This window comes from Azospirillum sp. NS33 (genome assembly GCF_059703765.1).
Map to the genome: position 1 here is coordinate 1 of NZ_BAAKJB010000054.1, position 18,897 is coordinate 18,897.

Below are 18,897 nucleotides of genomic sequence, written 5' to 3' on the forward strand. Positions count from 1 at the left end.
GCCGCCGTAGCCTGGGCGCCGGCCGGGCCGGCGCTGCGTGGCCGTCACCGCCGTCGGCTTCGCCGTGATCCGCGCCGCCGTGTCCCTGGTCGCCGAGCCCCGGCTCACCGTGCTCCGGGGCCGCGGCGGCCGGCGGCGCGGCGGCGGCGGCCATCGCTGGTTCGGCGAGGGGGGCGCCGCCGTCCACCGCCACCCTCACCTGCGGGGTCGCCTCGGTCCAGGCGGTGCCGACGGGCGGTCCGGCGACCGCCAGCCAGCCCGCGGTGCCGGCCAGCGCGGCGAGCAGCACCCCATACGCCACCGCCACCGCGCTCGGCCGGGACGGGCGCCAGCGGCGTCGGGCGCCCTGCGGCGCGGCGGTGTCGCCCGTCGCCCGCCGCGGCCACACGGACCGCGGCGAGACCTTGAGGCGGCCCAGCAGGGCGGCGGCGTTCAACGGCGGTCTCCGGTTCGGCCCCTGGGGGCTCAGTTGGTGGCGGCGCGCGCCTGGAACAGGGCGAGGCCGCGCAGCAGGTCGACGGCGCGGGCGAGCTGGTAGTCGAACGGCGGCTCGCCCGTGTTGTCGTTGGCCGCCTCCCCCTCCGGCGCGGGGGCGGCGTCGGGGGCGGGTGCCGGCGTGGCCGGAGCGGCGGCGCCGGGGCCGGGCGCCGGCTCGGCCGGTGCGGCCTCCTCGGGTGTGGCCGGCCTGGTGTCGTTGCGCAGGGAGTGGCGCAGGTCGGCCTCGCGGCGCCGCGCCGCCAGGTCGACCTCCTCCAGCCGGGCCTGGTGGACCTCGATGTCCGGGGTCACGCCGAGCTGCTGGATGGAGCGGCCGGACGGCGTGTAGTAGCGGGCCGTGGTCAACCGCATGGCGCCGTGCCCGGGCAACGGGATGATGGTCTGGACCGACCCCTTGCCGAAGGTCTGGGTGCCCAGCACGATGGCCCGGCGGTGGTCCTGCAGCGCGCCGGCGACGATCTCGGAGGCCGAGGCCGATCCGCCGTTGACCAGCACCACCACCGGCTGGCCGCCGACCATGTCGCCGGCCTTGGCGTTGTAGCGGGTGCCGTCCTCGGCCTGGCGGCCGCGGGTCGACACGATCTCGCCCTTGTCGAGGAAGGTGTCGGACACCGACACCGCCTGGTCGAGCAGGCCGCCGGGGTTGTTGCGCAGGTCGAGCACGTAGCCCTTCAGCTTGTCGCCCAGCTCCTGCTGCAGCGAGCCGATGGCCTTTTCCAGGCCGGCCTGGGTCTGCTCGTTGAAGGAGGTGATGCGGATGTAGCCGATCTCCCCCTCGGCGCGGAAGCGCACGGACTGCACCTTGATGACGGCGCGGGTCAGGGTGACCTCGAACGGCTCGCCGGCCTCGCCGCGCCGCACCGTCACCTTGATGTCGGTGCCCACGGGGCCGCGCATCTTGTCCACCGCGTCGTTGAGCGAGAGGCCCATGATGGGCTCGCCGTCGAGGTGGGTCAGCAGGTCGCCGGGCTGCAGACCGGCGCGGAACGCCGGGGTCTCGTCGATGGGCGAGACGACCTTGATCAGGCCGTTCTCCATGGTCACCTCGATGCCCAGCCCGCCGAACTCGCCGCGGGTCTGCACCTGCATGTCCTGGAAGCTCTTCCGGTTGAGGTAGCTGGAATGCGGGTCCAGGGACGTCAGCATGCCGCCGATGGCGGCCTCGACGAGCTGCTCGTCGGTCACCTCCTCGACGTACTCGGCGCGCACGCGCTCGAACACGTCGCCGAACAGATTGAGCTGGCGGTAGGTCTCCGACGTGTTCGTGTCCGCCGTGACCGTGGCGATGCCCGCGCCCAGGAACACCAACGCCGCGGCGGAGGCGGCTCGCTTCATCATCCTCATCTACCCTTGTCCTTTCCCCTCCGGAGCGCCGATGCCACGCTGCGGATTGATGGGCTGCCCGTGTCTTCGCAGTTCGTAGTAGAGTTCAGGGGAATCGTCCGCCGCGTTCGGCGCCAATCCAATGGGCTCCCCCGCCGCCACGGTCCTGCCGACGGCCGTGTCGATCCGGCCAAGTCCGGCAATCAGACTATGATATCCATTGCCGTGTTCGACGATCAAGATTTGCCCATAGCTGCGGAACGCGCCGGCGAACATCACCGTGCCGGCCGTCGGTGCCACCACCGGGGTGCCGGCGCGGGCGCGGATGGTCAGGCCGCGGCTCGGCGCGCCGTAGCGGTCGGCCTGGCCGTAGCGGGTGACCACGCGGCCCACCACCGGCTGGCGCAGGCCGCCCCCCAGCGACGGGATGGATGAAAGCGGTAGATCGGAAGCGCCGGGCAGCGATGCAACCTCTTTCGCTGGCGCCGCGTCCCGTGGCGGTGCCGGCGGCGTCTCCGCGGGCGCGTTGGCCGGCGTCTCCGCGGGCCTCTTGGCCGGCGTCTCGGCCGCACGCCGCGCGGCGTCGGCCCGGGCGGCCTCGGCGCGGACCCGCGTCCGGCGCTCGTCGTCGAGCCGTTCGGCCTCCTGGCGGGCGGCCACCGCGACGGTCGCCCGGCGCTCGCCCTCGATGCGGTCCATGAGCTGGCGCAGGTCGCCGGCCTGGGCCGCCAGGGCGGCCATGTGGCGCGCCACGCTCTGGCGCTCCGCCTCGGTCTGCTCGGACAGCGCCTCGCGCCGGGCGACCAGCCGGGCGATCTCGGCCTGCTGGCCGGCCAGGGCGGTGCGGGCCGCCTCGGCCTGCGACCGCTGCTCGACCAGGCGCTCGCGCACCTCCGCCAGGCGGTGCAGGGCGCTGGCCAGGGTGTCGGCGCGCGCGCGCAGCACCGGCACCGTCTCGCGCAGCATGAGGGCGGAGCGCAGGGTGTCGACCGGGCCGCCGGGGCGGGCGATGGCGACCTCCGGCGGCACCCGCGACAGCGTCTGCAGCGCCGCCAGCAGGCGGGCGATCTGCCGGCGCTGCTCGTCCAGCGAGGCCGCGCGATCCTGCTCCTCGACCTCCAGGGCGGCGAGCGTGTCCTCCAGCTCGACCAGCTCGCGTTCCTGGGCGCGGGCCCGGTCCGCGACCGCCACGAGCTGGTCCCGCAGGGCCTCGGCCTCGGCCTCCAGCGCCTCGGTCTGGCGGTCGAGGAAGCGGCGGCGGGCCTCGTCGGCCTGGATCTCCTGTTCGACCCGCTCCAGGGTCTGGTCCGGGCGCTCCGCCGGGGCGGCGCCGGCCCCCGGCGCGGCGGGCAGCAGCAGCAGCAGGCCGGCCGCGGCGGCGGCGCGGCGGGAGGGCCGGCGGCCCGGCAGGCCCCGGGCGGCTGGCGCGTGGGGTCGGCCCTCCCGGGTCATGCCGGGCCGCCTATTCCGCCGCCGCGCGGGCGGCGCCGCGGTCCAGCAGGGTCTTGCCGGTCATCTCGGCCGGCTGGGGCAGGCCCATCAGGTCGAGCAGGGTCGGCGCCACGTCGGCCAGGCGGCCGCTGCGGATGGCCGCGCCGGCCGGGCCGTTGACCAGCACCAGCGGCACCTTGTCCAGGGTGTGGGCGGTGTGCGGCCCGCCGGTGTTGGGGTCCTTCATCAGCTCGCAGTTGCCGTGGTCGGCGGTCAGCAGGATGGTGCCGCCCTGGCGGCGCACCGCCTCCTCCAGCCGGCCGACGCAGCGGTCGACGGTGGCGACCGCCTTGATCGCCGCGTCCAGCATGCCGGTGTGGCCGACCATGTCGGGGTTGGCGTAGTTGATGACCACGAGGTCGTAGGTCCCGCTGTCGACGGCGGCCACCACCTTGTCGGTGACCTCGTCGGCCGACATCTCCGGCTGCAGGTCGTAGGTCGCGACCTTGGGCGACGGCACGAGGATGCGCTCCTCGCCGGGGTACTGGCGCTCCTCGCCCCCGTTGAAGAAGAAGGTGACGTGCGGGTACTTCTCGGTCTCGGCGATGCGCAACTGCTTCAGCCCGGCCTGGGACACCACTTCGCCCAGCACCTTGGTCAGGGATTTCGGCGGAAAGATGGTCGCCATGCGCTCGGCCAGCGCCGCGGAGTATTCCACCATGCCGGCGACGGCGGCCAGCGCCGGCCGGGTGCCGCGTTCGAACCCGTCGAAATCGTCGTCAACGAAGGGGGCGAGGATCTCGCGCGCCCGGTCGGCCCGGAAATTGGCCATCAGAATGGCGTCGCCGTCGGCCATGCCGGCGTAGCCGTCGATGACGGTGGGCAGGATGAACTCGTCATGGGTGCCGGCGGCGTAGCTCTGATCGATGGCGGCGATCGGGTCGGCGGCGCGCAGGCCCTCGCCCTGGGCGATCGCGCCGTAGGCCTTGGCCACGCGCTCCCACCGCTTGTCGCGGTCCATGGCGTAGTAGCGGCCGCTGACGGTGGCGATCGAGACGCCGGCCAGCTCGTGGACGTCGGCCATGAACTCGGCCACCTGGTCGCGGGCCGACTGGGGCGGCACGTCGCGCCCGTCGGTGAAGGCGTGGACCACCACCGGAATCCCCTCGCGCGACAGCACGGCGGCCAGCGCCGCGATGTGGTCCTGGTGGGAATGGACGCCGCCCGGCGACAACAGGCCCATCAGATGGCAGCGCCCGCCGGTGCGGCTCAGGGTCTTGGCCAGGCCGTCGAGGGTGGCGTTGCGCTCGAGGTCGCCCTCGACGATGGCGTGGTCGATCATCACCAGGTCCTGCCGGACGACCCGGCCGGCGCCCAGGTTCATGTGCCCGACCTCGGAGTTGCCCATCTGCCCCTTGGGCAGGCCCACCTCCTCCTCGCTGGCGTCGAGGAAGGCGCGCGGCTCGCCCCCCCAGAGCCGGTCGAAGACGGGGGTGTCGGCCTGGGCCACGGCGTTGTCGGCCGTCTCCTCGCGGTAACCCCAGCCATCCATGATGCACAGCACGACGGGACGGGGGGGACGGGTCTCGGGCATGGGTGGGTCCTTTCTCCGACTGGGCTCGTTGGCACCGCGAGGGATGTGCGTCCGATTTATGTTCTGTTTAGATATGGACAATCCGCTGCGGGCCGGGGCGCGCCGCGGTCAATCCGTACGTTGCAAACTTAGTGGCCCGCCCCGGCACCGTCAATTCGCGCCCGGTCGCGGTCAAGGGCCGACCAGGGCCGGCGCACGCCGTGGCGGTCCAACGGCTCTTCGTTCGAGACGAGCACCAGATCCTCGATCATGGCCCGGGCGGTCAACATGCGGTCCACGTCGACAGCACCGGCCGCGGCGCCGGGACGCTCGCCCAGCCGGTGCTTTGTCGCCGGATGGCAATCAAGGAAGCGCCCGTTCGTCGAGCCGCCGCCGGACGGCGTGCAGCCATGCCTGCGCCGCGTCCCGGGGGAGAGGGAGCCGGCGCCGGCCTCCCCGGGTGGGACGGACCGGCACGGGGTGGACGAGAACCCCCGTCCCGCGGGCCAGCAGGATCTCGTCGCCGGCGGCGGCGCGGGCGATCAACCGGCACAGGGTGGTCTGCGCGCTGTGGATGGCGATCACGGTCATCGCTTTGTCCTCCCCCCGGGGCGTTCAGTTGGCGTGCAGCGCGCCGGCCGGCGGCGCCTCGTCGCCGTCGGGCGCCGCTTTGCCGTCGCCGCGCCGCCTCAGCCGCTGGGTCACCACCATGGCCGCGCACAGGGCCAGGAAGAGGGCCATGGTCCCGGTCAGCAGGGCGTAGGTCTCCATGCCGAGCAGCACGTAAAGGAAGATGAACAGCGCCGACAGGGATGCCGTGAAGAGCAGGGTGGGGAAGCGCCGTCGGGTGACGGAGGCGGTGTAGAGGGACGCCTGGGCGGTGACCAGGCCGGCGCTGATCCAATAGCCGGTGCGGTATCCCAGCGGTTCGGCGAGGGAGACCAGCAGCAGGGCGAACAGGGTCAGCGAGACGCCCATGAGCCCGTACTGGACGACGGTGATGCGCACCACGCCGAGCAGTTCGAACAGGGCGTAGAGGGCGAAGGACAAGACCACGAACAGCACCGCGTACTTCGCCGCGCGGGTGACCATGCGGTAGACCGGCGTTGCCTCCAGCAACTGCACGCCGATCGGCGAGAAGCGCTTCTCCGCGACGGCGTCCTTGAGCGCCGCGGTGGACCAGAGGAGCGGCCGCGAGGAATCGACGACCCGCCACTGCGCCGCGAAGCTGCCCGCGTCGATCGTCGTGTCGGAGGGCAACGTTGCGCCGTAGAAGCTGGGGGTCGACCAGGGCGCCTCCATCACCGCGGTGACCCGCGGGCCTTCCGGAGCCAGGGCGAAGGCGCCGCTGCCGCGGACGGTGACGGCGGCCTGGAACGGCACCGCCTGGCCGGCGGCGGGCGGTGCGGACAGCGGCGGCCGGGCCACGAGGGTCTCGGGACGGCACTCCCCGGGGTGCGCCATCAGTTCCACGCAGCTCTGCCAGGGGACGGGGGCGCCGTTCCAGTTCACGTGGTCCTTGGCGGTCATGCTGCCGAGCCGGGTGGTGCGCATCACGAGGATCGCGTCCTCCCACTGGATCGACACGCCACCCTCCACCAGCGCGTCGAGGCGCGCCTGCGAGGGGATGGCGAAGCGTCCCGTGACCTGCACCGCCGCCTCGTAGACGGTGGCGGTGAACAGGCCGCGGCGGCGCTCCTCCGGGGCGAGGACCACCCGGGCCGACGCCGTTTCGGGGGCGAGGATCAGGTATTCACGGGGGCCGCCGGCTCCCAGCAACGGCGCCGTCCAGTCGGTGAAGCGCAGGTACGGCACGGCGAGCAGCGGGATCTGCACCGTCTGTTCCGGCCCCCAGCTGGTCCGGAAGTCCTCGCGCACCTCCTCCTGCCGGGCTTCGCGTTCCGCGATGATGTCGGAGATCGGCACGCCGGCCACCATGGTCCCCAGGATGATGAAGACGATCTGCAGGGCCTTGGCGGTGTGGCGCCTGGGCCCGCGACCGGCGGGACGGGGCGTGGCGGGGGGCGCCGAGGGGGGCGGGGGAGGGGAGGATGTCATCGTTTTCGTCTCCAGAAAGGCTGCCGTCGGCCCTGGGGACGCCCCGGCCGCGGCACGCCGCCCAGGGTGGCGGGCGGCCGTGCGGCGGTGATGACGGGCCGGTGCAGCGGAGACGGATTCCCCGTGCAGAATTCGTGCAGGGCTTGCGGTAGAGTGTCGCCGCCATGCGCAAGATCCTGCTGATCGACGACGATCCCCACATCCGCGACATCGTCCGCTTCGCCCTGGCCCGCGACGGCTTCGCCGTCGTGGAGGCGGAGAACGGGGCCGAGGGGCTGGCACTGGCGCGCGCCGGCGCACCGGACCTCGTCCTGCTGGACGTGACAATGCCGGAGATGGACGGCACCGACGTGTGCCGGGCGCTGCGCCGCGACAGCCGCGTCCCGATCATCTTCCTGTCGTCGCGCGACGACGAGATCGACCGCGTCCTGGGGTTGGAGCTCGGCGGCGACGATTACGTCACCAAGCCCTTCTCGCCGCGCGAACTGGTGGCCCGGGTCAAGGCGCTGCTGCGGCGCGCCGAGCCGCCGGCGACGGCTCCGGCGGCCGCGACGGACCTCCGCCACAACCGCCTGCGCCTGGACCTGGACGGCGTGCGCGCCTTCTGGGACGGGGCCGAGGTGCCGCTGACCGCCACCGAGTTCGGTTTGCTGCGCACGCTGGCCGAGCGGCCGGGCAAGGTGTTCAGCCGCGACGCACTGATGGACGGAGCCTACACCGTCGAGCACTACGTCGCCGACCGCACGGTGGACAGCCACATCCGCCGGGTGCGGGCCAAGTTCCAGGCCCTGGGCGGCGCGCCGGTGGAGACGGTGCACGGCATCGGCTACAAGCTGTCCGAGTGCCGATGAGGCGGCGACGGCGTCTGTCCATCGCCACGGTGCTGCTGGCCATGAACCTGGCGGCGTTGGCCCTGCCGCTGAGCGGGCTGTGGTTCCTGCGGCTCTACGAGAGCGCCCTGATCCGCCAGACCGAGTCGGAACTGATCGCCCAGGCCGGGGTCCTCGCCGCCGTGTACCGCAGCGCCTGGCTGGCGGCAGGCGGGCAGCCCGAGCGGCTCGGCGCCCCGGTCGATCCCCGGTGGACGCAACAGCCGGGCTATGACGACCCCTGGATGCCCTGGGTCGCCGGGCTCGACCTGGCGGAGGACCCGGTGCTGCCGCCGCCGCCCGAGCCGGTGGTGCCGATGGACGCGGTGGAGCCGGCGGCGGCGCGGGCCGGTGTCGCCCTGTCACCGATTCTCGGCGAGGCCCAGCGGGTCACCCTGGCCGGCATGCGGGTCACCGACCACCAGGGGATCGTGGTGGCCAGCTCCGGCGAGGCGTTCGGCCTGTCCCTGGCGGCCCAGGAGGAGGTCCGTCGCGCCCTGGCGGGCGAGCCGGTGAGCGTGTTGCGGGACCGCTCCGGGGCACCGGCGCTCGGCCTCCGCTACGGGCTGTCCGACTACAGTGCGTATCTGCGGGTGTTCACCGCCCACCCCGTGCTGGCCGGCGACCGGGTCATCGGCGTCATCCTGCTGTCGCGCACACCGCGCTCGCTGGCCGCCACCCTCTATGGCAAGCGCTGGCATCTGGCCGGGCTCGCGATCCTGCTGCTCGTCTCGATCGGTGTGCTGGCGCGTCTCGGCACGGTGGCCATCAGCCGACCCCTGCGCACGGTGACGGCCCTGGCCAAACGCACGGCGGAAGGCGAGCGCGGGGTGATGACGCCGTTGCGGCGGCCGGCGGTGCGCGAGGTGGCCGAGCTGTCGGAGGCGCTGACCCGCATGGCGGCGACCCTGGAGCAGAGGGCCGACTACATCCGCGACTTCGCGGCCCACGTCTCCCACGAGTTCAAATCCCCGCTCACCACCTTCCGCGGCACCGTGGAACTGCTGCGCGATCATCTCGACAGCATGTCGGTGGAGGAGCGGGACCGCTTCCTGGCCAACATGGGGGCGGAGGCGGAGCGGCTGTCGCGCCTTGTCCGTCGCCTGCTGGAACTGGCGCGGGCCGACGTGCTGGCGGTCGGTGACGACGTCGTGTCCGACGCCGTGCCGGTCGCCGCCGGGGTCGCCGCGCGACTCGGCGCTCGGACGCGCCTCCCCGGCGCGCTGCCGGTCGCCATGGCACGCGACGCCCTGGAAAGCGTGCTCTCCAACCTGGTGGACAACGCGGTGCGCCACGGTGGGCCGGGCGTCGACGTCACCGTCGCTGCCTGCGCCGAGGGGGACCAGGCGGTCATCCGGGTCAGTGACGACGGCCCCGGCGTGTCCGCCGCCAATGCGGCGCGGATTTTCGATCCCTTTTTCACCACGGCCCGCAACCGGGGTGGTACCGGTCTCGGCCTTGCCATCACCAAGGGGCTGGTCGCCGCCCATGGCGGCAGTCTTGCCCTGCTGCCGTCGGCGGCCGGTGCGGTGTTCGAGGTCCGCCTGCGCCGGTCCCCGCCGCCCGGCGGGGCCTCAGGCCAGTGACAGCTTGCGGCCGCTGGCCTGCAGGGCGGCGGTCATCTCCGCCAGGCTGGCCTCGCTGGTGTCCGCCGGCACCACCAGGCACACCGTCGCCACGCAGCGCCCCGACGCGTCACGCACGGGCGCGGCCAGACAGGTGGTGAAGCGGTCGACCAGACCGGTGGTCCGGGCGTAGCCGGCGTTGCCGGCGTGTGCCACCTCGGCGACGAAGTCCGCCGGGGCGATGCGCCGGCTGTCGGGCAGGGTGAAGTCCTCCGGCGGGATGAACGCCGTCACCTGGGGCAGGGACAGGTGACCGACCAGCAGGCGCCCCGAGGCGGTCCACGGGATCGGCACCCTGACGCCGACGTCGGAGCTGATGCGGAAGGTCCGGCGGCCCGGCTCGTTCAGCACCACGGTGTACTTGTCTCCTTCCAGCGCACAGTACTGTGCCGTCTCGCCGGTCAGCTCCACCAGCCGCTTGACCTCGGCGCGGGCGGCGCGGATGCGGTCGCCGCCCTCGAGATAGGCGTTGCCGTAGAAATGCATGGCGGGCCCGAAGAAGACCATGCTGTCGCCGTCGCGCGGTTCCAGCCAATGGGCCTCCACCAGGCGGTTGACGATCTCGTAGATCGTCGAGCGCGGGGTGCCGGTGTCGCGGGCGATGTCGGCGATGCGCACCGGCCCTCGCCGCTGGTGCAGGTACTCCAGGATGTCGATGACGCGGTCGATGCCGCGGGCCCGTCCCGTCGGCTGGGTCATGCTCAACGGTGTCCCCCTTCGTCTCGTGAGCTGGCTCGCCTGTTTGGCCTTGCTGCGAGGGAATGTCCAGTATACCGTTCGCGTATCCGGGATACAAGAACAGTGTCCGGTATTTCGGACGTCCCGTGCGGCATCAGCACGACCCACAGAACAAGGGGGAGATGATGAACCCGATCAGCAGACGCGTGTTCTCCATTGGCGCCGCCGGGACGGCGACGGCACTGACCCTCGGGCTTCCCATGGTGCCGGCGTGGTCGGCCGCTCCGGCCGGATCGGTCATCACGGTGGCCACCATCGGCGAGCCGCCGACGCTGGATCCTGTCGGGGTCACCTCCGACCTTGTCAGCATCATCACCCAGCACATGTTCGAGACGCTGTTCACCTTCGACCAGGAATGGGCGCTGACTCCGCTGCTGGCGGCGTCCCTGCCCACCCTGTCGGAGGACGGGCGCACCTACACGGTGACCCTGCGCACGGGCGTCACCTTCCACGACGGCAGCGCCATGACGGCGGCCGACGTGGTGGCCTCGCTGGAGCGCTGGACCAAGGTGTCGCCCCGCGGCAAGACCGCGGCGGCGGCGATCGAGGCGATCGCCGCGAAGGACGACGCCACCGTCGTCATCACGCTGAAGGAGCCGTTCGCGCCGCTGACCTCGCTGCTGGCGATGAACAACGGTGCCGCCGCCATCGTGCCGGAGGAGGTCATCGACGGCGCCAACCCGCTCAAGGCCCTGGTCGGCACCGGCCCCTACAAGCTGCTGGAGCACAAGCCCGACCAGTACATCCGGCTGGTCCGCTTCGACGCCTACACCTCGCCGGAGGGCGCGGCCAACGGCTATGGCGGCAAGCGCGAGGCGAAGATCGGCGAGATCCGCTTCGTGCCGATGCCCAACGCCGCGACCCGCGTCCAGGGCGTCGTCGCCGGGCAGTACCAGTTCGCCGACAGCCTGCCGACCGAGATGCTGGCCGCCATGAAGGGCAACGACGGCGTCCAGCCGATCATCGTCAAGCCCTTCGGCTTTCCGCTGATGATCATGAACTCGCGCGCCGGCGTGGCCAAGACCCAGGCGGTGCGCCAGGCGGTGCTGGCGGCCCTGGCGCCGCAGCAGATGATGCTGGCGGCCTTCGGCGATCCGTCGTTCTTCGATCTGGAGGGGTCGGTCTACGCCTCCGGCACCGCCTTCTACGACGAGGCCAGCGCCCAGGGCTACAACCAGCATGACGTGGCGAAGGCGGCGGAGTTGCTGAAGCAGGCGGGCTACAACGGCGAGCCGTTCCGCATCCTCACCTCCACCCAGTACGATTTCCTCTACAAGATGAGCGTGGTGGCCCAGGCGCAGTTGCAGCAGGCGGGCTTCACCGTCGACCTGCAGGTGCTGGACTGGGCGACGCTGATCCAGCGCCGGGGCGACGAGAATGCCTGGGACGCCTTCTTCACCTACCACACCTTCGTGCCGGAGCCGTCGCTGATCACCTTCGTCAACCCGGCCTACCCCGGCTGGTGGGATACCCCGGAGAAGAAGCAGGCGCTGGCCGCCTTCAACAGTGAGATGGACCCGGCCAGGCGGCACGACCGCTGGGCCGAGCTGCAGGCCCTGTTCTACGCCCAGGTGCCCACCATCAAGGTCGGCGAGTTCTACAACCTGGCCGCCGCCAGCACGGCGGTGAAGGGCTACACTCCCATGCCCTGGCCGTTCTTCTGGAACGTCGAGCTGGCGAAGTAAGGCGTTCCCGTTCCATCCCCGCCCGCGCCGGCGGGTATGGAACGGGTGGTCCACAGGGGAAGGCTGTCCATGTTCGTGTATGTTGTCCGCCGGCTGGGCGGCATGCTGGCGGTCATGCTGATCGTCGCCGCGGTGGTGTTCGTGATCGCCCGCGTGGTGCCGGGCGACCCCGCCGCCGTCATGCTCGGCGCCGCCGCCACGCCGGAGGACATCGCCTCCCTGCGCACGCGGCTTGGCCTGGACGAGCCCCTGCTGGTGCAGTTCCTCCTGTACCTCAAGCAGATCGCCGCGCTGGACCTCGGCCACTCCATCTTCCTCGACCGGCCGGTCGCCCAGGCGCTGGCCGAGCGGGCGGAGCTGACCACCTTTCTGACCCTGATGTCGGTGGGCATCGCCGTGCTGATCGGTGTTCCCGTCGGCATCGTCTCGGCGGTGGCGCGCGGCCGGGCAGTCGATCAGGTGGCGGTGGGGCTGGCGATGCTGGCGGCCAGCGTGCCCAGCTTCTGGATCGGCCTCACCTTGATGAAGTACCTGGCGGTCGACCTGCCGTGGTTTCCCGTGTCCGGCTACGGGCCGCCCGGCGCGTCCCTGGCGGAGCGACTGCGCCACCTCGTGCTGCCGGCGGTGGCGCTTGGCATCCCCAACTCGGCGCTGATCCTGCGCTTCACCCGCACCAGCATGCTGGAGGTGCTGGGCGAGGACTGCGTGCGCACCGCCCGCGCCAAAGGGCTGGCGCCGGCCACGGTGGTGCTCAAGCACGCGCTGCGCAACGCCATGATCCCGATCCTTACGGTGATCGGCCTGACCGCCGCCGTGATGATCGCCGGCGCCATCGTCACCGAGACGGTGTTCGGCCTGCCCGGCGTGGGCAACCTGGTGGTCTCTGCCGTGCTGCGCCGCGACTACCCGGTGATTCAGGGGGCGCTGCTGGTGGTGTCGGGCATCTACGTGCTGATCAACCTGTCGGTCGACCTGCTCTACGCCGTGGTCGACCCGCGCGTGCGTTACTGAGGGAGACGAGGGAGATGGCAAGCCTGCCGGCCGCCGCCGCCGCCGCACCCGGGACCCGGAGCTCCCGCTCGCCTTTGGCGTTGCTGCTGCGCCGGCTGTTCCGCCGCCGCATGGTGCTGGCCGCCGCGGTCGTGCTGACGGTGATCGTGCTGTGCGGCGCCATGGCGCCGTGGATCACGCCCTACGACCCCATGGCCATGGACATCCTCAACCGTCTGCAGGCCCCGGGCGGCGCCCACTGGTTCGGCAGCGACGAGTTCGGCCGCGATGTGCTCGCCCGGGTCCTGCTGGGGGCGCGGCTGTCGTTGCTGGTGGGCGCACTGGTGGTGGTGGTCGCCACCGTCATCGGCACCCTGATCGGGCTGGTGGGCGGCTATGTCCGCGGCCTGGACGGGCTGTTCATGCGCTTCACCGACGCCCTCATGGCCTTTCCCGACATCCTGTTGGCCATTGCCTTCATGGCAGCCCTGGGGCCGTCGCTGTTCAACGTCGTGCTGGCACTGGGCATCGTCTACACCCCGCGGGTCGCCCGGGTGGTCCGCGCCGCCGTGCTGGTGCTGCGCGAGCTGCCCTTCGTGGAGGCGGCGACGGCGCTGGGCGCCACGACGCCGCGCATCGTTCTGGCCCACGTGCTGCCCAACCTGCTGTCGCCGGTCATCGTCCAGGCGACCTTCATCTTCGCCTACGCAATCCTGACCGAGGCGGCGCTGTCGTTCCTTGGCGTCGGCGTGCCGCCGACCACGCCGACCTGGGGCAACATGATCGCCGGCGCCCAGCAGTACTTCCAGCAGGCCGACTGGCTGATGCTGGCCCCCGGCCTGGCCATCGTGCTGACCGTGCTGTCGCTCCAGGTGGTCGGCGACGGCCTGCGCGACGCCCTCGACCCGCGTCTGCAAAAGGTGACGTGATGGATACCGCTCCCGCCATCCTGATCCGTGGCGCCCGCGTCGTCGATGGCACCGGCGCCCCCTGGTTCCCCGCCGACGTGCTCACGGTCAAGGGGCGCATCGCCACCGTGGGCCACCGCCTTGCCGTGCCGGAGGGCGCGGAGGTGGTGGAGGCGGCCGGGCGCTACCTCGCGCCCGGCTTCATCGACGCCCACGCCCACGACGACCTGGCCTTCCTGCGCCAGCGTGGCCGGCCGGAAAAGGTGGCGCAGGGGGTGACCACGGTGGTGGTCGGCAACTGCTCCTTCGGCCTCTACCCGCACGAGGCCACGGCCCCGCCGCACCTGCGCGACCACTTCGCCGGGCTGCTCGGCGCCGTCGCCGAGGGCGAGGTGTTCGCCGACTTCCGCGGCTACAAGGCGGCAGCCGACGGTGCCGCCATCAACCTGGTGTCGCTGGTCGGCCACGCCGCCCTGCGCCTCGCCGTCATGGGCTGGGAGTCCCGTGCCGCGACGCCGGCTGAGCGGGAGGTCATGGCCGGTCTGCTGGCGGAGCAGCTTCGCCAGGGCGCCCACGGGCTGTCCCTGGGGCTGGTCTACCCGCCGAGCGCCTGGGCCGACCGGGCGGAGCTGGTGCGTCTGGCCGAGGTGGTGGCGGAGCATGGCGCTCTTCTGGCGGCCCACGTCCGCTCCTACGAGGGCGGGCTGACGGCATCGGTGGAGGAGTTCCTCGACCTGCTCAAGGCCGGCGGGGCCAGCGGCCTGCTGTCCCACCTGCAGGCGGCCGGCCGCCCCTACTGGGGCAGCCTGCCGCGCACTCTGGAGCGGCTGGAGACGGCGCGCCGCGACGGCATCGACGTCAGCGTCGACATGTACCCCTATCCTGCCGGGTCCAGCACCATTCTCCAACTGCTGCCGCCGTCGGCCCAGGCCGGTGGCACGCCGGCCCTGCTCGCCCGCCTCGCCGATCCCGTGGGGCGCGCCGTCCTGCGCCGGGCGGTGGAGGACGGCGTGGCTCCCGGCGATCCCGGCTGGGAGTCGAAGGTGCGCCTGATCGGTTGGGAGAACGTGCGCATCGGCGGCGTCGCCGAGGCTGCGCTGACCGGCGTCGAGGGCCGGTCGCTGGCGGAGATCGCGGCGTCCCGCGGCGAGGCGCCGTTCGAGACGCTGGCCTGGCTGATCACCGCCGACGGCGGGCGCACCAACATCGTCATGTTCCAGCTCGACCAGGACGACCTGGATGGGGTGTTGCGCCACCGTCTGCACATGCTGGGCTCCGACGCGTTGCCGCGCGAGGGGGGGCGCCCGCACCCGCGCGCCTATGGCAGCTTTCCCCGCTACCTCCAGGCGATGCGGCGGGAGGCCGGCGGCCCCGGTGTGGAGGAGGCGGTGCGCCACATGACGGCGGTGCCGGCCCAGCGCTTCAGCCTGGCCGACCGCGGCCTGGTGCGGCCGGGCATGGTCGCCGACCTCGTGCTGTTCGGCGACGACGTTGCCGATGGCGCCACCTTTGAATCGCCCACGCTGCCGCCTTGCGGCATCACCGATGTCCTCGTCTCCGGCGCTTTCGTGCTGCGCGCCGGGACGCCGACCGGTGCGCGCCCCGGGCGCGTGCTGACCCGCAACGACCATCCGTAACCGAGAGGGACACCATGTCCAACCGCACGGCGATCTTCGCCGAACGTGCCGTGAAGCCCGCCGGCCAGTACAGCCACGCCATCGTCGCCAACGGCTTGGTGTTCGTGTCCGGACAAGGCCCGCACCACCCCGGGACCGGGGAGAAGCCGGCCGACTTCGCCGGCGAGGTGCGCCAGACCCTGCGCAACCTGGAGATCATCCTGCAGGAGACCGGCTGCGGTCTGGAGCATGTGGTGAAGGTGAACACCTACCTCACCGATCTCGGCCGGTTCCAGGAGTACAATGCGATCTACGCCGAGTTCTTTCCCAACCTGCCTCCGGCCCGCACGACGATCGGCTGCCTGCTGAACAACATCCAGGTGGAGATCGACTGCATCGCCGTGTTGCCCGAAACCGCCTGATCCCGGAGGGCCATCGCCATGCGCCTCGACGAGCTGGACACGCCGGTTCCCGTCATCGACCTCGACCGGGTCGAGCACAACCTGGCGACCATGCAGGCCTATTGCGACCGCCACGGCCTGGCGCTCAGGCCGCACATCAAGACCCACAAGCTGCCGGCCTTTGCGCGGCGGCAGATGGAGCTGGGAGCGGTCGGCATCACCTGCCAGAAGATCAGCGAGGCGCAGGTGATGGCCGACACGGGGTGCGGCGACATCCTGCTGACCTACCCCGTGGTCGGCCCCGCCAAGGTGGCGCCGCTGGCCGCACTGGCCGCCATGTGCCGGCTGTCGGTGGCGCTGGACAACCCGGTGGCCCTGGACACCGTCGCCGCGGCGGCCCGGCAGGCGGGCCGCGAGATCGTCGTGCTGGTGGAGTTCGATTCCGGCGGCGGGCGCTGCGGCGTGCAGTCGCCGGAGGAGGCCCTGGGGCTGGCGCGCCGTGCCGTCGCCACCGGCGTTCTGGCCTTCGGCGGTTTCATGACCTACCCCCGCGGACCCCGCACGGTGCCGTTCCTGGACGCGGCCCGGCCCATGTTCGCGGCGGCCGGCCTGCCCATCCCCGTCGTCTCGGTCGGCGGCACGCCCGGCGTGTGGGAGACCCATGAGGTGGACGGGGCGACCGAGCTCAGGGTCGGCACCTACATCTATCACGACCGCGCCACCGTCGCGGCCGGTGCGGCGACGCTGGACGACTGCGCGTTGCACGTCCACGCCACCGTGGTCAGCCGGCCGACGCCGACCCGCGCGGTGATCGACAGCGGCTCCAAGACGCTGTCCAGCGACCGTGTCGCCCCGTCGGTCGGCGAGGGCTACGGCCTGATCCTGGAATACCCCGAGGCCGTGATCACCGGACTGAACGAGGAGCATGGCGTGGTCGATCTGACCGTCTGCGCCCGCCGGCCGGAGATCGGCGAGCGCATCCGCATCGTGCCGAACCACGTCTGCGTCGTCTCCAACCTGCACGACGCGGTGGTGCTGAGCCGCGGCGGCGAGGTGGTGGACACCTGGCCGGTGGCCGCCCGCGGCTGCACGCGCTGAGACCGGAGGACGGGGCGATGAGCGAGACCCGGGCGGCCGCGGCGACGGAGGAGGACGGCGGCGGCGCCGTCACGACCTTGGAGGTGCGCGACCTGCACACCCATTTCGCCACCGAAGACGGGGTGGCCCGCGCGGTCGAGGGGGTGTCCTTCCGCGTCCATCACGGCGAGACCCTGGCGGTGGTCGGCGAGTCCGGCAGCGGCAAGTCGGTGACCAGTCTGTCGGTGATGCGCCTGCTGACGGCGCCGTCCGGCCGCATCGCCCGCGGCGAGATCCTGTTCCGCGGCCGCGACGGCACGGTGCGCGACCTTGCCAAGGTGGGCGAGCGGGTGATGCGGCGAGTCCGCGGCAACGAGGTCGGCATGATCTTCCAGGAGCCGATGACCTCGCTCAACCCGGTTTACACCGTGGGCGAGCAGATCGCCGAGGTGCTGCGCCGCCACCGCGGCCTCGACCGCCGGGCGGCCCGCGAGGGCGCCGTGGCGATGCTGGAGATGGTGGGCATCCCGGCGGCGGCGCGGCGCCTCGACGAGTACCCGCACCAGATGTCGGGCGGCATGCGCCAGCGTGTGATGATCGCCATCGCGTTGGCCTGCCGGCCGTCCCTGCTGATCGCCGACGAGCCGACCACGGCGCTCGACGTCACCATCCAGGCGCAGATCCTCGACCTGATGCGCCAGCTCCAGGCCGACACGGGCACCTCGATCCTGTTCATCACCCACAACCTGGGCGTGGTGGCGGAGATTGCCCACCGCGTCGCCGTGCTCTACGCCGGGCGGGTGGTCGAGGAGGCGGACGTGCGCTCGCTGTTCAAGGCGCCGCGCCACCCCTACACCCGCGGTCTGCTGGCCTCCATGCCGCGCCTCGGCCAGGCGCGCGGCGCCGACGCCCGGCTGGAGGCGATCCCCGGCAACGTGCCGAGCCCCTTCACCCGACCGGGCGGCTGCACCTTCGCGCCACGCTGCGACCACGCCCGTCCCGCCTGCAGCGCCGCCGAGCCGGCGCTGGAGGCGGTCACCGCCACCCACGCCGTCCGGTGCATGCGCTGGAGTGAGATGTCATGAACGAGACGAGCCAGCCCCTGCTGGAGGTCCGCAACCTCGTCAAGTCGTTCCCCATCAAGGGCGGGCTGCTGCAGCGCCCGGTCGCCGCCGTCAAGGCGATCGACGACGTGTCCTTCGACGTCGGCCGCGGCGAGGTGCTTGGGCTGGTCGGCGAATCCGGGTCCGGAAAGACCACCGTCGGGCGCACCATCCTGCGCCTGCTGGAACCGACCGGCGGCTCGATCCGCTTCGACGGCGTCGAGGTGACGGAGTTGTCGAAGACCGGGATGCGCGCCCAGCGCCGGCGCATGCAGATCGTCTTCCAGGACCCCTACGCCAGCCTCGACCCGCGCCAGCGGGTCGGCGCCATCGTCGGCGAGGCGTTGGCCATCCATGGCATCGGCGGGCGCGCGGACCGGCGCGACCGGGTGGCGGCGCTGCTGGAACGGGTCGGCCTCGGTGCCGACGCCCTCGACCGTTTTCCCCACGAGTTCTCCGGCGGCCAACGCCAACGCATCGGCATCGCCCGGGCGCTGGCGGTGGAGCCCGACTTCATCGTCGCCGACGAGCCGGTGTCGGCGCTGGACGTCTCGGTGCAGGCCCAGGTGGTCAACCTGATGCGCGACCTGCAGCGCGAGCTGGGGCTGGCGGTGCTCTTTATCGCCCACGACCTGGCGGTGGTGCGCTACGTCAGCGACCGCGTCGCCGTCATGTATCTCGGCCGCATCATGGAACTCGCCCCGGCCGAACGGCTCTACGCCGCTCCCCGCCACCCCTACACTCTGGCCCTGCTGTCGGCCGCACCCGAACCCGATCCCGACGCGCGGCGCGCGCGCATCCTGCTGGAGGGGGACGTGCCCAGCCCGATCAACCCGCCGTCGGGCTGCGTCTTCCGCACCCGCTGCCGCTTCGCCCTCTCGGCGTGTGCCGAGCCGGCGGCGCGCCAGCCGCGCGAGGTGGCGCCGGGGCATCTGGTGAGCTGCATCCGCGACGACATCGCGGCGGGGTGAGCGTCACGGGGGGCGGGCAGGTGGCCGTTGC

At 72.4% G+C, this 18,897-nt stretch carries 17 protein-coding genes and 1 pseudogene; 10 read left to right on the plus strand and 8 right to left on the minus strand.

The features are described 5' to 3' along the window. The 7 genes and pseudogenes from AC6H2I_RS28910 to creD form a co-directional block, all read right to left on the minus strand. Positions 1–436 (minus strand): annotated as a pseudogene (locus AC6H2I_RS28910) (hypothetical protein); the annotation flags it as partial. A 29-nt stretch (positions 437–465) separates the two neighbouring features. Next, positions 466–1,842 (minus strand): S41 family peptidase, encoded by a 1,377-nt coding sequence (locus AC6H2I_RS28915; RefSeq protein WP_497504249.1) that lies wholly within the window; start codon positions 1,840–1,842, stop codon positions 466–468. Then, entirely contained in the window at positions 1,843–3,273 is a 1,431-nt protein-coding gene (locus AC6H2I_RS28920) for a murein hydrolase activator EnvC family protein (protein WP_497504250.1), read from the minus strand. Between the two features lie 10 nt (positions 3,274–3,283). Next, positions 3,284–4,846: a 2,3-bisphosphoglycerate-independent phosphoglycerate mutase gene (gene gpmI, locus AC6H2I_RS28925; RefSeq protein ID WP_497504251.1), complete on the minus strand. Its 1,563-nt coding sequence runs from the start codon at positions 4,844–4,846 to the stop codon at positions 3,284–3,286. A 128-nt stretch (positions 4,847–4,974) separates the two neighbouring features. Beyond that, a complete protein-coding gene (locus AC6H2I_RS28930) occupies positions 4,975–5,124 on the minus strand; it encodes a hypothetical protein (RefSeq protein ID WP_497504253.1) in 150 nt (49 codons plus the stop codon). Between the two features lie 64 nt (positions 5,125–5,188). Further along, positions 5,189–5,416, minus strand: a complete 228-nt coding sequence (locus tag AC6H2I_RS28935) for a hypothetical protein (RefSeq protein ID WP_497504254.1) — start codon at positions 5,414–5,416, stop codon at positions 5,189–5,191. 24 nt (positions 5,417–5,440) lie between these two features. Beyond that, positions 5,441–6,883 (minus strand): cell envelope integrity protein CreD, encoded by a 1,443-nt coding sequence (creD, locus tag AC6H2I_RS28940; protein WP_497504255.1) that lies wholly within the window; start codon positions 6,881–6,883, stop codon positions 5,441–5,443. A 164-nt stretch (positions 6,884–7,047) separates the two neighbouring features. On the opposite strand from creD, the gene AC6H2I_RS28945 reads away from it, so the two are divergent. Further along, the gene (locus tag AC6H2I_RS28945) at positions 7,048–7,734 is read left to right on the plus strand and encodes a response regulator transcription factor (protein ID WP_497504256.1); all 687 of its coding nucleotides are present in this window, start codon (positions 7,048–7,050) and stop codon (positions 7,732–7,734) included. Then, a complete protein-coding gene (locus AC6H2I_RS28950) occupies positions 7,731–9,338 on the plus strand; it encodes a sensor histidine kinase (RefSeq protein WP_497504257.1) in 1,608 nt (535 codons plus the stop codon). Before AC6H2I_RS28945 ends, AC6H2I_RS28950 begins: the two co-directional genes overlap by 4 nt. On the opposite strand, the gene AC6H2I_RS28955 is transcribed toward AC6H2I_RS28950, so the two are convergent. After that, entirely contained in the window at positions 9,327–10,076 is a 750-nt protein-coding gene (locus tag AC6H2I_RS28955) for an IclR family transcriptional regulator (RefSeq protein WP_497504258.1), read from the minus strand. The two genes, AC6H2I_RS28950 and AC6H2I_RS28955, sit on opposite strands and share 12 nt — an antisense overlap. A gap of 164 nt (positions 10,077–10,240) precedes the next feature. Here AC6H2I_RS28955 and AC6H2I_RS28960 point away from each other — a divergent pair, with 164 nt between their 5' ends. The 8 genes from AC6H2I_RS28960 (at position 10,241) to AC6H2I_RS28995 (ending at position 18,866) form a co-directional block, all read left to right on the plus strand. Next, a complete protein-coding gene (locus AC6H2I_RS28960; RefSeq protein WP_497504259.1) occupies positions 10,241–11,800 on the plus strand; it encodes an ABC transporter substrate-binding protein in 1,560 nt (519 codons plus the stop codon). A gap of 69 nt (positions 11,801–11,869) precedes the next feature. After that, positions 11,870–12,811 carry an ABC transporter permease gene (locus AC6H2I_RS28965; protein ID WP_497504260.1) on the plus strand — a complete coding sequence of 314 codons (942 nt, stop codon included), beginning with the start codon at positions 11,870–11,872 and terminating at the stop codon, positions 12,809–12,811. A 14-nt stretch (positions 12,812–12,825) separates the two neighbouring features. Continuing rightward, on the plus strand, positions 12,826–13,719 hold the full coding sequence (locus AC6H2I_RS28970) for an ABC transporter permease (protein ID WP_497504261.1): 894 nt from the start codon (positions 12,826–12,828) through the stop codon (positions 13,717–13,719). Next, the gene (locus AC6H2I_RS28975) at positions 13,719–15,335 is read left to right on the plus strand and encodes an N-acyl-D-amino-acid deacylase family protein (RefSeq protein WP_497504263.1); all 1,617 of its coding nucleotides are present in this window, start codon (positions 13,719–13,721) and stop codon (positions 15,333–15,335) included. Before AC6H2I_RS28970 ends, AC6H2I_RS28975 begins: the two co-directional genes overlap by 1 nt. 14 nt (positions 15,336–15,349) lie before the next feature. Then, positions 15,350–15,736, plus strand: coding sequence for a RidA family protein (locus AC6H2I_RS28980; RefSeq protein ID WP_497504264.1), 387 nt, complete (start codon positions 15,350–15,352; stop codon positions 15,734–15,736). An 18-nt stretch (positions 15,737–15,754) separates the two neighbouring features. After that, positions 15,755–16,813 carry a D-TA family PLP-dependent enzyme gene (locus AC6H2I_RS28985; protein WP_497504265.1) on the plus strand — a complete coding sequence of 353 codons (1,059 nt, stop codon included), beginning with the start codon at positions 15,755–15,757 and terminating at the stop codon, positions 16,811–16,813. Positions 16,814–16,830: 17 nt separating this feature from the next. Then, positions 16,831–17,877: an ABC transporter ATP-binding protein gene (locus tag AC6H2I_RS28990; protein WP_497504266.1), complete on the plus strand. Its 1,047-nt coding sequence runs from the start codon at positions 16,831–16,833 to the stop codon at positions 17,875–17,877. Continuing rightward, positions 17,874–18,866, plus strand: coding sequence for an ABC transporter ATP-binding protein (locus AC6H2I_RS28995; RefSeq protein WP_497504267.1), 993 nt, complete (start codon positions 17,874–17,876; stop codon positions 18,864–18,866). Before AC6H2I_RS28990 ends, AC6H2I_RS28995 begins: the two co-directional genes overlap by 4 nt. Positions 18,867–18,897 lie beyond the last annotated feature (31 nt).

Excerpts from the sequence above, each read along its gene's own strand:
- AC6H2I_RS28915 (WP_497504249.1), bottom strand. The coding sequence starts at position 1,842 with ATGAGGATGATGAAGCGAGCCGCCTCCGCCGCGGCGTTGGTGTTCCTG.
- AC6H2I_RS28920 (WP_497504250.1), bottom strand. The coding sequence starts at position 3,273 with ATGACCCGGGAGGGCCGACCCCACGCGCCAGCCGCCCGGGGCCTGCCG.
- gpmI (WP_497504251.1), bottom strand. The coding sequence starts at position 4,846 with ATGCCCGAGACCCGTCCCCCCCGTCCCGTCGTGCTGTGCATCATGGAT.
- AC6H2I_RS28935 (WP_497504254.1), bottom strand. The coding sequence starts at position 5,416 with ATGACCGTGATCGCCATCCACAGCGCGCAGACCACCCTGTGCCGGTTG.
- creD (WP_497504255.1), bottom strand. The coding sequence starts at position 6,883 with ATGACATCCTCCCCTCCCCCGCCCCCCTCGGCGCCCCCCGCCACGCCC.
- AC6H2I_RS28945 (WP_497504256.1), top strand. The coding sequence starts at position 7,048 with ATGCGCAAGATCCTGCTGATCGACGACGATCCCCACATCCGCGACATC.
- AC6H2I_RS28950 (WP_497504257.1), top strand. The coding sequence starts at position 7,731 with ATGAGGCGGCGACGGCGTCTGTCCATCGCCACGGTGCTGCTGGCCATG.
- AC6H2I_RS28955 (WP_497504258.1), bottom strand. The coding sequence starts at position 10,076 with ATGACCCAGCCGACGGGACGGGCCCGCGGCATCGACCGCGTCATCGAC.
- AC6H2I_RS28960 (WP_497504259.1), top strand. The coding sequence starts at position 10,241 with ATGAACCCGATCAGCAGACGCGTGTTCTCCATTGGCGCCGCCGGGACG.
- AC6H2I_RS28965 (WP_497504260.1), top strand. The coding sequence starts at position 11,870 with ATGTTCGTGTATGTTGTCCGCCGGCTGGGCGGCATGCTGGCGGTCATG.
- AC6H2I_RS28970 (WP_497504261.1), top strand. The coding sequence starts at position 12,826 with ATGGCAAGCCTGCCGGCCGCCGCCGCCGCCGCACCCGGGACCCGGAGC.
- AC6H2I_RS28975 (WP_497504263.1), top strand. The coding sequence starts at position 13,719 with ATGGATACCGCTCCCGCCATCCTGATCCGTGGCGCCCGCGTCGTCGAT.
- AC6H2I_RS28980 (WP_497504264.1), top strand. The coding sequence starts at position 15,350 with ATGTCCAACCGCACGGCGATCTTCGCCGAACGTGCCGTGAAGCCCGCC.
- AC6H2I_RS28985 (WP_497504265.1), top strand. The coding sequence starts at position 15,755 with ATGCGCCTCGACGAGCTGGACACGCCGGTTCCCGTCATCGACCTCGAC.
- AC6H2I_RS28990 (WP_497504266.1), top strand. The coding sequence starts at position 16,831 with ATGAGCGAGACCCGGGCGGCCGCGGCGACGGAGGAGGACGGCGGCGGC.
- AC6H2I_RS28995 (WP_497504267.1), top strand. The coding sequence starts at position 17,874 with ATGAACGAGACGAGCCAGCCCCTGCTGGAGGTCCGCAACCTCGTCAAG.